General features: G+C 43.9%; 9 protein-coding genes. 5 read left to right on the forward strand and 4 right to left on the reverse strand.

The features are described from left to right. Positions 1-7: 7 nt before the first annotated feature. Positions 8-2,257 (reverse strand): TonB-dependent receptor plug domain-containing protein, encoded by a 2,250-nt coding sequence (locus tag B9Y77_RS09335; RefSeq protein ID WP_085491338.1) that lies wholly within the window; start codon positions 2,255-2,257, stop codon positions 8-10. Between the two features lie 143 nt (positions 2,258-2,400). Continuing rightward, entirely contained in the window at positions 2,401-3,603 is a 1,203-nt protein-coding gene (locus B9Y77_RS09340) for a hypothetical protein (RefSeq protein WP_085491339.1), read from the reverse strand. Between the two features lie 178 nt (positions 3,604-3,781). On the opposite strand from B9Y77_RS09340, the gene B9Y77_RS09345 reads away from it, so the two are divergent. The 4 genes from B9Y77_RS09345 to B9Y77_RS09360 all read left to right on the forward strand — a co-directional run bounded on the left by B9Y77_RS09345 (position 3,782) and on the right by B9Y77_RS09360 (position 8,029). After that, entirely contained in the window at positions 3,782-5,545 is a 1,764-nt protein-coding gene (locus tag B9Y77_RS09345; RefSeq protein ID WP_085491340.1) for an ABC transporter ATP-binding protein, read from the forward strand. After that, positions 5,538-7,265, forward strand: coding sequence for an ABC transporter ATP-binding protein (locus B9Y77_RS09350; protein WP_085491341.1), 1,728 nt, complete (start codon positions 5,538-5,540; stop codon positions 7,263-7,265). Before B9Y77_RS09345 ends, B9Y77_RS09350 begins: the two co-directional genes overlap by 8 nt. Positions 7,266-7,427: 162 nt before the next feature. After that, a complete protein-coding gene (locus tag B9Y77_RS09355) occupies positions 7,428-7,730 on the forward strand; it encodes a type II toxin-antitoxin system RelB/DinJ family antitoxin (RefSeq protein ID WP_074209231.1) in 303 nt (100 codons plus the stop codon). Further along, complete coding sequence (locus tag B9Y77_RS09360; RefSeq protein WP_074209232.1) at positions 7,727-8,029, forward strand: type II toxin-antitoxin system RelE/ParE family toxin; 303 nt, start codon at positions 7,727-7,729, stop codon at positions 8,027-8,029. The genes B9Y77_RS09355 and B9Y77_RS09360 overlap by 4 nt, the downstream gene beginning before the upstream one ends. Positions 8,030-8,097: 68 nt before the next feature. On the opposite strand, the gene B9Y77_RS09365 is transcribed toward B9Y77_RS09360, so the two are convergent. Together B9Y77_RS09365 and B9Y77_RS09370 are read right to left on the reverse strand one after the other, a co-directional pair. Beyond that, complete coding sequence (locus B9Y77_RS09365) at positions 8,098-11,097, reverse strand: type III restriction-modification system endonuclease (protein WP_217807225.1); 3,000 nt, start codon at positions 11,095-11,097, stop codon at positions 8,098-8,100. Then, positions 11,060-12,940, reverse strand: coding sequence for a site-specific DNA-methyltransferase (locus B9Y77_RS09370; protein ID WP_085491343.1), 1,881 nt, complete (start codon positions 12,938-12,940; stop codon positions 11,060-11,062). Before B9Y77_RS09370 ends, B9Y77_RS09365 begins: the two co-directional genes overlap by 38 nt. Positions 12,941-13,311: 371 nt before the next feature. On the opposite strand from B9Y77_RS09370, the gene B9Y77_RS09375 reads away from it, so the two are divergent. Further along, positions 13,312-13,587, forward strand: coding sequence for a hypothetical protein (locus B9Y77_RS09375; RefSeq protein ID WP_085491344.1), 276 nt, complete (start codon positions 13,312-13,314; stop codon positions 13,585-13,587). Positions 13,588-13,589: the final 2 nt, after the last annotated feature.

Consider the following 13,589-nt stretch of genomic DNA (forward strand, 5'->3'; position numbering starts at 1 on the left):
ACTCCTTCTATTTAAAACTGTAGCGAATCTTTGTTGCAAAACTTCTACCCGGTTTACTTTCACCAAACTTATCGAACGATTCGCTATCCGTGATATTATCGACTTCAAAGCTCCAACCCAGTTTATTATCCCAAATGGAATATTCAACGCCCACATCCTGCGTGAACGAAGCTTTAATTTTACGGCTCTGGCGGGAGCTAATCTTCCAGCCGTAGAAATATTCATCCGTATAATTTGCAGACCACCAGACTTTCAAGAAGTCTTCTTTGCCAAACAAATCGCCAATATGGAATTCCGCAAGATAGTTCATAAAGAATCGCGGAATGTTAGGCACAATCGCCTTCTTGGGAACGCCCTGTTTTGCCGTATATTTCATATTACGCAAGTCCTGGAAAGTCCAGTTCGTCCCAAGCAAAACCCATTCATTGACATCCAACTTCACATCGCCTTCGTAGCCCCAGGCACGAATCGGATTCATATTAAAGTAAGGTGTAGACATCTGTGCCGAACTCATGTAATGGATTCTATCTTTGTAGTACGAATAAAACACATCGCCATCAAAGCGGAGCCTTGTCACAAGCGGCAATTCCTGCAAATCAACAGAAATTCCAAAGTTGAAGTTATCAGCCTGTTCGGGCTTGAGGCTTGTCGCCGCGCTCACGCGAATGCCGTCGCCAAAGAGTTCTTCTGGAGTCGGCAAGCGCACAGCATGCTGATACGAAGCCTTCACAGAAAGTGGCTTTGCCACCTTGAACATCAAACTTTCATCGTAACTGAAATCATTGTAATCATTTGATTCCACCGCAGGTTCAATCAGAAGGCTCGTCGGCATATTCGAAATTTCAGCCTTCATGTAATGGAACTTGAAACCAAGAAGATTCTGGAGACGCGAATCAAAGAAATTATTTTCAAGAGAAAGCCCTGTCGTTATCGAGAAAACTTCTCCCGGAAGCCCCGCTGTGTTAAACTGAGCCTTTTCAGAGCCGTAATCGTCTTCAGGATTTTCCTTGTGGTACTTGATGAGCGTATTCCAATAAATTTTTTGATCCTTAATAAACTGGTAATCAAAATTCAGCAAGTTATTGAAATCATACACCTGCACCGTGCGCAATCTCGGAAGTCCCATAGACACGAGTTCGCCTACATTCTTTTGCGCTGTATCGCAGCTAAACCAGTTACGGCAATGGACTCGGCTCGTATCAATGATTTTATTTTCAGCAAAGCCAAACGAAAAATTGTCGCCGAAATTCAAGTTTTTCGCAAAGAAATTCTTCTTGTCCAGTCCGAACGAAACGCCAAAATTATAGCCTTCAGAAGCCGCTTCCTTAATGCGATTCTCAATACCCTGAATCTGCTTGTCAAACGCGCCAAAGCTTGCACCCAACGAAATTTGGTCAAACCAGGCGTTCATCAAATTTGCAAAAGCCTGCACATTGTAGGAGGTGTAATGATCGTGATTACGAACAACGCTCGTATCTTCGCCCGTAGAACTTTTCATATACGGCGAAGTAAATTCATAATCGTTATCGGAATGGTTAAAGTAACCAGATACGCCAATTTCAAGGCTTGCAGCTCCCGCAATGCTATCAATCAAATGGCTCGCGGCAACAGAAGCTTTATGCGTGTTGAAACTCGAAAAACTATAAGAAGCGTCCACAGAATTTGTCGGACGTTTTTTAGTCACAATGTTAATGGCACCGCCTGCGCCATCCGTTGCAAAACGCGCCGGGATATAGCCCTTATAAACTTCGATATCTGCAATCTGGTCGATAGGAATATCGTCAAGTCCCAAATTTCCTTGCGTTTCGACAGGAACGCCGTTGACAAGCACCTTGATGTTCTTGCCTTCCATGCCGCGAATATTTATTTTGCCTTCGCTACCCATTCCGCCAGACTTGCGAACTTTCACACCAGACGCAGAATTAATTGCCTTGGAAACGCTCTTGCTCGTATTTTGCAATTCAGCGGCATCAATCGTAGAGACTGTTTCTACCTGTTTTGCAATGGCAGCCTGTTCCGCTTCGGATTCCGTTTCAACCGAGAGTAAATCCAGCTTCGTCACGTCTTCGGAACTTGTGGAAGCGCCCGCAGCATTTACTTCAGAAACGCCACCATTGGAAGCATCAGTCGCATTGCTTTCCGCGACGGGTTCATCAAAATCTTCGAACGAAGTAACTTCGTCATCCTGCGCATAAGCAGAAACAACGGCAAATGCCGCAAAAGCGGCAAAAACAGTAGCAAACTTACGAATATTCATCTTCAATAAAACCCAGAACTACTTTTTACAAGAAGGAGATTCCCGGTCAAGCCGGGAATGACACAACACTGTCATGCCCGCCTCCAAGCTCTTTGATCACTTAGTGAGCATGATCCGCGTATGGGGAGGGCATCTCCAATTCATTACTTCAACGGAACAATCCACATCGGGATTTGTTCGGCTTCAGCAATTTTCTTAGCCTTATCCGTCTTCGGATCATAGCGGAAGTATGCATTGCCATCTTCTTCAGTAGAGACCGCAAAAATTACGTTGCCATCATCTTCCACATACTTGCCGTAGCTTGCCCAGCTCGAAGAATAACCAATCGGCAAAGCCTTGATCTTCTTCTTGGCAAGGTCAACCTGCACCGGCTTGCAAGTGTTATTGTGATAGCTATCCATGTCCGTCCAGGTCTGCTGCAAATCAACCATCACGTTCAAGAAAGCATAGACATAGCCATCTTCCGACGGGAACGTTGCCGGAGAGAGATACTTGAAGTTACCCTTTTCCGTAAGGTTCTTGATGCCAACTTCTTCGCTGACCTTCCAAACATACTTTTCGTCGAACTTGGTTTCACCCACCTTAATGCGGAGGAAACCATCAACCTGGCCCGGAGCGTAGCCCCAAGAAGCGTTACTGTAGCAGTAGATATAGCCATCAATAACAGTAAATGCCTGGTTCTGGGAGTCATCCAAGGAACCCACGGCAGCAATGCGGTCATCCTTAGCAACAGCGACGACTTCGTCCTTCTTGACATCGATAATGGCGACCTGGGCTTCATTACCCGTAGCATAATCGCTCACATTCTGCAAAAGACCCACATAAAGGCGGTCGTCAACAATCACGCCAGTTCCCGGGCTCACCACGAGAGCGTCCTTATCCTTGTACTTGGAAAGGTCAATGGCGCCCGTCTTCTTCATGGTTTTCGGGTTGATGATGATCAAGGAATCAAGCATGCCGCCCAAATAAGCCTTTTCTTCGTTCACAAAGTAAATGTGGTTTACCCAAGTTCCCGGGAGAGAAAGCTTTGCAGTCACCTTGCCAAGCTTGTTGTTTTCAGTCAGGCTATAACGGGAAATAGAACCAACATCCAAATCAGCGATGAACAGAGAATTATCATAATAGACAACGCCTGCACGCGTACCGACTTCGACAAAGTCCTTGCCCAGATCATCTGTGTGATCGAGGGACATTGTGCCGATAAACATCGTTTCGCCGGTCGAAATGGAAGTCGCAAATTCGCGCTTGTAATCATCCTTTTCAGAATCAGCGTTACTCGAAGAATCGCTACCGCAGGCGGCAAAAAGGCTTGTAGCAAAAGTAAGTGCAATGAGTTTTTTATTCATACAGTTCTCCTAGGGTTATACACCTTTCAAGTTTCGCCCGCATTTTAGAAATCCCAAAAGACCGCCTCAACTCCAAATGGACTCAAACCAATCCAAAAAGTTAGATATGACTAATATAACCTTTAAAACAAGACCTCAATAAATTAAAATTGGTGCGAAAAACAAACAGAAGGTAACTATGAGTGTTTTCAAAAGACTAACACCTTATATGCAATCGCGAAAAATTTTATATCCGTTTGCACTTTTATTTTCATCATTGAGTTCCATCGCAGGGATCGCTCCCTTTATATATGTATGGCTCATCGTCCGTGAATTATTCGCTGACACAGGTAATATTTCATACGACATGGTCAAGCATTACGCATTGATGGCCGTCATTTTCTCCGTCATAAGCATCGTGCTCTATTTTTCAGCGCTCATCTGTTCGCACTTAGTCGCCTTCCGCATCGAAGGCAACATCCGCAGAATCACCATGAAAAAATTGCTCAAGCTCCCGCTTGGCTTTTTCGACAAGAATCCCACCGGACGCATCCGCAAAATCATTGACGACAACGCAGCCGTCACACATACATTCATGGCGCACGAGCTTCCGGATTTGGCAGGAACCATCGTCGTTCCCATCGCCTCGCTCGTATTGTTGTTCATTTTCGATTGGCGTCTTGGCATCGCATCACTCGTCCCAATTGCCTACGCCATCATCACGCTCGGCTCCAAGATGAACAAGAGCAAGGACTTTATGCAAAAATACATGAAGTCTCTCGAAGACATGAATACAGAAGCGGTCGAATACGTGCGCGGCATCCCCGTTGTGAAAGTTTTCCAGCAAACTATTTATTCCTTTAAGAACTTCTATAAAACAATTGATGATTACCACCAAATGGTCACTGCATATTCTAGCAGTTGGAAGTTCATCATGTGCTCTTACACGACGCTCATCAACGGCGTCGCCCTCATCCTCGTCCCCACAACATTCCTCATCGCAACGAGTTCAGGCAACATTGCCGCCACAATCGTGGACTTGATGCTCTACGTTCTCGTGACCCCCGTTTTCTCGCAGTGCGTCATGCGCAGCATGTACTTGAGCCAAGCCGTAAACCAGGCAAAACTCGCCATTGGTAGCATTGAATCGTTAACAGATTACCCAGAACTTGCTACACCGACAAACCCGCAAGAAGTCAAGCATTTTGATATTGAATTCAAGAATGTCAAGTTCACCTACCCCGGCACAGAAAATGAAGTCCTTCATGACATTTCATTCAAAATAAAGGAAGGCGAAACAGTCGCACTCGTTGGTACATCTGGCGGCGGCAAGAGCACCATTGCAAAACTCGTCCCGAGATTCTTCGACGCCAACGATGGTGAAATTTTAGTCGGCGGCGCGCCCATCAAGGAAATACCCCAAGAAGTCCTCATGAAAAACACATCATTCGTTTTCCAGAATACTCGACTCTTCAAGAAGAGTATTTTGGAAAACGTCCGTTACGGAACTCCTGAGGCATCCATTGAAAGCGTCAATAAGGCACTCGATCTCGCCCAATGCCGCGAAATCATTGACCGCCTGCCCGAAGGCATCAACACCGTCATCGGTAGCAAGGGTACATACCTCTCCGGTGGCGAACAGCAGCGAATCGTCCTTGCCCGCGCCATTCTCAAGAACGCACCGATCGTCGTTCTTGACGAAGCGACCGCATTTGCAGACCCCGAAAACGAAAGCCTTATCCAGCAAGCACTGCAAACGCTGTCGAAGGGCAAAACAGTCTTGATGATTGCACACAGACTCACAAGCATCGTGAATGCCGACCAGATTCTCGTCGTACAAGGTGGCCGCATCGTGGAACGCGGCACGCACAAGGAACTCATCGAAAAGGGCGGCATATTCGCCAAGATGTGGCAAGATTACCAGCAGTCCGTCAGCTGGACTATCGGAGGCAAGAATGTATAACTGGATCAAAAATCGCTTTGTTCTCTCTGATGAAGGTACAAAAACATTTATCAAAGGCGTATTTTGGACAACGTGGCATTACCTTTCGTTAATGCTCCCGCTTTCGTTCGTATTCCTGTTCCTCAAGGAATTCATGGCGAAGCTGAAAGAACCAGAGGCAATCACCTTGGATTTTTGGCAATATTTAGTCATCGCGGTCGTCATTTACCTTGTCATGTACTTCATCTATGCGCTCTCTTACGACAGCACATACGAATCCGTCTATTCGGAATGCAAAAAACGTCGCATCACGCTTGCCGAAAAGTTGCGCAAGCTCCCGCTCGCCTTCTTTGGCAAAAAGGACCTTTCCGACTTGACTTCGACTATCATGAACGACGTGAACGCCCTTGAAATGATTTTCTCGCACGCCGTTCCTGAAATTTTTGCAGTCGCCGCGATGCTCGTTATCTGCGCAGTCGCACTCATCATTTACAATCCGTTGATGGCAGCAGCACTTTTGTGGGTAGCACCATTTGCAGGATTGCTCATTTACTTGTCCCGCAAATTACAGTTCAAAAACTTCAAGCACACCTACAATGCGGCCCGCGTCATTACCGAAGACATTCAGGAAAGCCTTGAAAACATTCAAGAAATCAAGTCCTACTGCGAAGAAGAAAGCGTCTGCAAAGCATTGGACGATCACTCCAAATTCTATGAACATTCCCAGATTAAAGGCGAATTCATGTCTGGTGTCATCTTGAACGGCGCCCAGATTTTCTTGAAACTCGGCCTTGCTTCCGTCCTCATTTTCGGTTCCATCCTCCTTGCTCAAGACAAATTGAGCGTATTTGATTACCTCGTGTACATCGTCTGCGCATCGACGATTTACAGCCCCATTTATCTCGTTCTAAACAACATGACGGAACTATTCTTCTTGGATGTTCGTCTCAAGCGATTCAAGGAAATGGACGATATGGAAGTCCAGCGCGGTTCCACAAAGTTTGAGCCCGCTGATTATGACATTGAATTCAAAAACGTTGATTTCTACTACAACGAAGAAAAACAAGTTTTGAAGAAGGCTTCGTTCACCGCCAAGCAAGGCGAAATCACCGCACTCGTTGGCCCCTCTGGCAGCGGAAAGACAACCGCAGCAAAGCTCGCCGCCCGTTTCTGGGACATTCAAGGCGGCACCATCACGCTCGGCGGCCAGGACATCTCAAGAATCGATCCCGAAACGCTCCTCAAAAACTTCTCCATCGTCTTTCAGGATGTCGTGCTGTTCAACACCTCCATCCGCGACAACATCCGCATCGGTAAGCGCGACGCCACCGACGAAGAAATCCTGCGAGCCGCAAAACTTGCAAACTGCGATGACTTTGTCCAAAAGCTCCCGCAAGGCTACGATACAGTCATCGGCGAAAACGGCGATACACTCTCCGGCGGCGAACGCCAGCGAATCTCCATCGCCCGCGCCATCCTCAAGGACGCCCCCATCGTGCTCCTTGACGAAGCCACCGCAAGCCTCGACGTCGAAAACGAATCCAAGATTCAGCAGAGCATTTCAAAACTCGTGCAGAACAAGACCGTCATCATCATCGCCCACCGCATGCGCACTATCGCCAATGCAGACAAGGTCGTGGTGTTGCAAAACGGTCAAGTCGTCGAAACCGGCTCCCCCGCAGAACTCAAAGCGAAAGGCGGCCTCTTCGGCAAAATGCTCAAGCTCCAAGAAGTAAATTAGAACTCATTCAATAACCACCTACTAAATTGCCCCGGAGTAATCCGGGGCAATTTTCTTAACATATTCTTGTCATTCCCGCCTCCGAGCGGGAATCTCCATTTTTGTTCAGCGCCCCACTCAAATGTATTGCTTTTGTGCGGACAAATATGTATATTGAATAACATGAACAAAACCGCAAATTTATACGCCCGCATAGAGCCCGATGTCAAAGAACAAGCTGAAAACATCCTGGAAACTCTCGGTATATCCGTTTCCAGCGCTATCAACATGTTCTATAAGCAGATTATTCTGCAACAGGGAATTCCCTTCGATGTGAAGCTGCCTAAAGCTCCCGAAAATGCCGCTAAATGGTCAAAAGAGCGCCTCGACACGGAACTCGAAAAAGGATACAATGACATGCTGAAAGGTCGCACCCGCCCTGCAGCGATGGTCCTTTCCGATGTCAAGAAAAAATACAAGGTATGAATTTCAAAGTTTTCTTTTCTTCTGCCGCACAAAACGACATCGAGCAAATCTTTGATTATATCAGCATAACTCTTTGTTCGCCTATTGCAGCGAAGAATCTAATGGGAAAATTTCAAGAATCGGTTAACACATTATCCGATTTTCCTGAAGCATTCGCCTTATGTCAAGACGAACCTTGGTTTTTACGCGAAGTGCGTTCAATACCAGTCGGAAACTACCGACTTTTTTATCATGTCAATCACGACAAGCGAGAAGTCGTCATTTTGCGCATCTTTTATTACAGACAAGAAGCGAAATAGTCTTCATTTCCCGCATTCCACGTAAGCTAAATCAATTCGGTCCTTGATAATGCAAACATCATTAAAATCTATAGATCCTCTACTATCGCCTTCAAATTTTCCTGTTTGAGCTGCTTTTTAAAGCAAACTTTCACACCTTCACTTTCCAAATTCTCAAAGAACACCTTAGCAGATTCAATCTTGATTTTTTCGCCACCGCGTAAATCAGTCTCTGCATTTTCAACGTCCTTACACTCTACGATGAGATTCAACTCATTTTTATCTTTACGACGAACGATGTACATAAAGTCAGGGCTATAAGTTTCACCCAAGATAGTGGGAATGCGAACGGTACTTTTCGGAATTTTTCCGTAAACTTCGACGCCTTCCACATCGTTTAAGATGTCGTCTTTTTCAAGTGGAGAATCATAAGCAATGCTATCATAGAGATATTTTTCAGGAACTTCGCCCACATCCATGAATTTACCAACAAGTCCCAAAGTGATAAACTCTTCGGAACTCCCATCAGCCTTGTTAAGGGTGGTTTTCTTAATGCGAGTACGCTCCACTTTTTGATAGGAAAAACGCCCCATCAACTTTTCAAGTTTCCAGCGATGGATTTCTGCGCAAATATTTTTAAGGCTTTGTTCGTTGAACATCGGCTCTCCGCCGTCTTGAACGAATTTGCATATTGCCTGGTGCATTGCGACAACAGGAACGGATTCTTTTTGCTGAATTCTCTGCAAAAATTTTCCGTAGCCGATTTTTCTTTCCACTTCATAACTGTTGCCGCTAGAATCATGCAGCTTTGCAACGCCATTTTGCGTAGTAACCTTTTGACGAATACTTTGCGCGACTGTTATTGCAAAAAGATCTTGCTTGATAAGGGCCGGCAAAGCATTCTCTAACTCGTCATTCAATTTGTCATCGAATGTGAGTAGGTAATGCTCGTTCATCTTAAGCCAAAGATTCTTCAACTGGTTATAGCGACCGCTTCTAATCTTGATTTTATCGCAGCCATTTTTCTTGTTGCGGTCAATAATTTTGCGACTTGTGTCACAAACCTTAAATAAGTCGGGGTACTCAGACGCAAATTCGTTGACCTTTTCTGGATTCACAGGGAGTCCCGGCATATCCCCTTTGCGCATCTTGACGAATTTTTTCCCAAGAAGTTCTGAAAGCAGGTCTTCTGCTTCAATTCCGTTTTTCTGAGCAAATTCTTCAATTTGTTCATCAGTGATGAACATCAACTCTTCGCGTTCACCGTTGATTTCCGCAATAAGCTTGTCGGCAAATTCCTTTTCGGTATAGTCAACGATATAGTTTAACGTAAATTCTTCGTCTGTAATGCGTTTCCCGAATTCATTTACAGGGAGGCGAAGCCCACGACCCACTTCTTGCAACTTGCTGATTTCAGAACCACTACTACGGAGTTTCGCAATTGTGAATACGTTCGGATTATCCCAGCCTTCCTTGAGCGTCCACTTGGAGAAAATAAACCTTCTCAAGTTATCCATTGAAAGTAACTTTTTCTTGTCGTGTAGGATTTCTGAAATCTCTTGAGCAACGGATTCTTCGCTACTTGAGTTATCCTGCGCAAAATAGCCGCCATGTGTTGCAGAAATATCGGTGAGCGATTTTTGCAGATATCCGCAATATGGATCTGTTTCTTTTAAACCTTCGATTTTTTTGTTGATTTCTGCTTTCAAGATTTTCTCAAACGAGCGTCGCAAAGCGCCGTTGTCATGTCGATAGGCGGAAATGTCATCAATAAAGAAGAGTGCAAGAGTTTTTATCTTGTCTTCGCGATTGAAATTCTGCTCTTCCGTCTCCAAATGTCGGCGTATTGCCATACGCATCATGGCTTCTTGATAGGTTGTAGCATACATATCAGGTGTAAGGGTGTCCCCGACCTTTAGTACCACACCATTAGAAAGATGAATTTCGTTCTTGTCAAAATCTTCTATGATAAGGTTTCCAAAGTTCTCATGAATTTCGGAAAGAGGAATCCCAAGAGCCAATGTCTTTCGATGTGATTTGCCAAGGGCATCTTCCCATGAGAATCTTGTTTCGCAGTTGTCCTTGTCTATTTTGGTAATCTCTGCAACCTTGACCTTGATGTTTTCCGCATCCTTTAGCGGATTGAGATGTTCCTTTGCGATTCCCTTGATAAGGTTCTTATTGAAGGATTCGTATGCATCAAGGTTATAAACTAGGTTCTTGTAATCCTTGACAATTCTCTTCTCTTTTCCTCTGCCAACAGTCATTTCGGGGAATGTCGCTCCAAAACGAATCAGCATTTGCGGACAGAGATTCATGATGGCGTCCATGGCCTTGTTTCCATCAGAAAAACGATGTGGTTCGTCAATAATAACGATGGGGCGCGTCGCTTTCAGGGCTTCTAAGGGACAGTAAAAATTGTCTATACCATAATCAAAATCGTCATTCTTGTAATTGGAATTGGTTAGTAGCGCACTATTAAGCAACAGAACAGAAATATATCGTTCTGATTCTCCAGGATTTTGATAAAACCCTGAAACCGCAGAAGGGAAAAGTTTCTTTTTCTTGTTGCCCTTTTGCTCCGATCCTTCAAATAGGCGAATTTCTGCGCCATATCCGCATGTGTCACGAAAATGCCTGCGTACGTCGGGATCTTCTATGAAGTTTTTTGCACCCGCCTTAATTGCTTTTCCGGGAACAATCAGGATAAATTTTGAAACACCCAACTGTTTGTGCAATTCATGAATAGTTTCAGTATAGACGTATGTTTTGCCCGTACCCGTTTCCATCTTAACGTCAATATAAAGGCATGGCATCGAGGCGACTCCCGCTGCTTTTTGTGCCGTGGTAAAGCCTTTCATATTGGGTTGAAAGTCTTTTTGAATTTTGCTCAATTCAGCCTGAAGCTTGGAGTCGTTTGGATAGATATCGCAGTTGGCGAAGTGGTTGAGCGAATGTTCTGCATGCAAAGTTCCTGTCAACGCAAGAATTCTTTCAATTGCTTCACGCTGGTGCGGCAGATTTTGTTCAAATTGAAATTCCATAAACACCTCAGTAACGGATTTCAAGGTGAATGTCAATGCCGTCAACGTTCTTGATGTTGGCTTTCAGCGTATCCAGTGTCGTCATGCCGAAACTGTAGCCGAAAAGAACGATATGCTTTGGCTTGAAGTTTTTATCTTCATCGTATTTTTTGAACAATTCCTTAACATGTTTGCCATCTATGCCACTATTGATGAGATAGAGATAATCATTCACCTTGTAAGCAGTATAACCGTTCAAGTCAATTTTTTCAACATTTGCATTGAACGTATGACCATCATCAACCATCCATGTAGCAAGAACTGTTTCTGCACCAAACTGTTTCAAAATTGTTGCTTCGCCGAAATTCGGATTGGGTTCAAAATTCTTGATGCTGTCAAGTGATTTTTCAGCAGGTTTTTGAATGATGTAGTGTTTAAAACCGAAATCGCATTTACTGTCGGGATGTTCTTCCTTGATTTTCGCTGCAGCGCGGCGAATTCGTTCCATGCCGATTTGGTCTATTGTTTTGTAACCAGCCTTAAAAGCTTCACTTTGCTCTGGGCATGATGCTGAAATTTGAACCACAATAAATTTACAATTACCATTTTCTTCTGCATTTTGCCGCATCACAGCATGTGCTGTTGTTCCTGAGCCACTGAAGAAATCGAGAACAATATCCGAATCTTGCAAATTTGCAAGATTCATTACTCTTGACAACAATTTCGTTCCCTTAGGATTATCAAACATACCCTTCCCTATCACTGAAGCTAATTCTTCATTATTTTCATGGGTATGACCAACATCAGAATATTTTAGAATACTCCCAGGAACGACTCCCTTCTCAGAGACCTCAGACAAATAAGTTTTTTTGTCAACTCCTCCATTTTTATTAAAATAAAGCTCATTTTGTTCATATAACTTCAACAAAGTATCTTTTGAATATCTAGGAAAACGCCCCTGAGGACATTTCCACGTAATCCCATTGCTAAAAGTAATATCATATTTTGATTTTTCCGTTCCACTTTTCGCATGCAATGGAGTAGCCTTCCAGGGTCCCTTAGGATCGTTATCGCGATTTTTATATGAAGCGTTTTGTTCTTCCGTTCTTTCCAATCGTCCTATCTTAAACGACTCTATTTTTCTAGCATAAAACAAAACATATTCATGTTGCGAAGATACATATTGAGAATCGTTTGAAACAGTATATTTACTTTCCCAAATCATATCAGCAACAAAATTTTCTTCTCCAAAAATTTCATCGCATAAAATCTTCAAATTCGCCTGTTCGTTATCATCAATAGAAATAAAGATTACACCATCATCTTTCAACAAATCACGAGCCAATTTCAAACGAGGATACATAAACGTGAGCCATGCCGCATGAGAGCGTGAACCACGCTTTCGCATATTCATAATTTTTTCAACTTGAGCATCATCATCCAAGCCCAATTTTTCTTTCAAATCTTTTTCAGTAAAATCAAAAGAATCGTTATAGACAAAGTCGTCAGAACCAGTGTTGTATGGAGGATCAATATAGATGCACTTGACTTGACCTTCATAAGAATGACGTAAGTGTTTAAGCACTTCCAAATTGTCACCCGACAAATAGAGGTTTTCGCTATTCTTATTTTCCGATTTACGATTATTTTCTTCATCAGGAGTGATAACCGTTTCTGTGTCAAGGGCGTAAAGCAGACGTGCATAATCTTTGCCCAAAAAATTGAACGTTTCGCGTTCTTCCGTCACAAGTTTCGGATCGCCCACTGCACATTCGGCCCAATAGCGGATGGCATCAGCATCAATAGAGCCGTCTTTCGCAATGACACCAGGAATCAGGGATTTTAGTTTTTTCAGAAGGTCTGCATTTGGGTTTACCCTTCCGTTTTTCTCAATAATGTCACGCACCATAACGGCTCCTCGTATAAAAGTTTACGAGTCCGCTCTACTCTGTGTCTCAATGCCCACAAAACAAAAAAGGCGTGGCATCGTTAGCACTTACCGTCACAGAGGGCTACCACACCCTTTCGCATAATAAGCACAAAACGACCCACGCCCCATACGGGACGTGAGCGTTCGTCTTATCCTCATGCGTTTTGAAAGTGGTAGTTTCTGTGGCGAGAATAAGAGACGAATCTCAAAATTTTAGTCGCTCCGCACCATTCGGTACAGAGCTATGTCAATGGGAAATATATAAACAAATCTCTAATTACACCGAATTCGGTACAATAAAAATGGCGATTTCACCATAATTATTCAAGCTATTGACGGAGAGTTCCAAAATGTCTAATTTGACAAAAGAAGAATTCGAGGCGTACCAGAAAGTGTACCATAAGGAATATGATCATAACGCCATGGTAGATGGCATTTTCGAAGAATTCGCGGACGAAATCAACGCGAAGGTGGTTTCGAGCGTTCAAGACCGCGAACGAGAAATGGCTCGCAACATGCTCGCCGAAGGTGATTCTGTAGAAAAAATTTCTAGAATCACCAAGCTTTCCGAAAGGGAAGTACTCAAGCTGAAGAAAGAACTTGAGAAAACTGAAGAAGCGAAATAGTC

Origin of the sequence: Fibrobacter sp. UWB13, assembly GCF_900177805.1 — a bacterium.
Taxonomy (GTDB): domain Bacteria; phylum Fibrobacterota; class Fibrobacteria; order Fibrobacterales; family Fibrobacteraceae; genus Fibrobacter.

What these genes read in the sequence shown, in the direction of transcription:
- B9Y77_RS09335 (WP_085491338.1), bottom strand. Translation starts at nt 2,257, where the DNA reads ATGAATATTCGTAAGTTTGCTACTGTTTTTGCCGCTTTTGCGGCATTT.
- B9Y77_RS09340 (WP_085491339.1), bottom strand. Translation starts at nt 3,603, where the DNA reads ATGAATAAAAAACTCATTGCACTTACTTTTGCTACAAGCCTTTTTGCC.
- B9Y77_RS09345 (WP_085491340.1), top strand. Translation starts at nt 3,782, where the DNA reads ATGAGTGTTTTCAAAAGACTAACACCTTATATGCAATCGCGAAAAATT.
- B9Y77_RS09350 (WP_085491341.1), top strand. Translation starts at nt 5,538, where the DNA reads ATGTATAACTGGATCAAAAATCGCTTTGTTCTCTCTGATGAAGGTACA.
- B9Y77_RS09355 (WP_074209231.1), top strand. Translation starts at nt 7,428, where the DNA reads ATGAACAAAACCGCAAATTTATACGCCCGCATAGAGCCCGATGTCAAA.
- B9Y77_RS09360 (WP_074209232.1), top strand. Translation starts at nt 7,727, where the DNA reads ATGAATTTCAAAGTTTTCTTTTCTTCTGCCGCACAAAACGACATCGAG.
- B9Y77_RS09370 (WP_085491343.1), bottom strand. Translation starts at nt 12,940, where the DNA reads ATGGTGCGTGACATTATTGAGAAAAACGGAAGGGTAAACCCAAATGCA.
- B9Y77_RS09375 (WP_085491344.1), top strand. Translation starts at nt 13,312, where the DNA reads ATGTCTAATTTGACAAAAGAAGAATTCGAGGCGTACCAGAAAGTGTAC.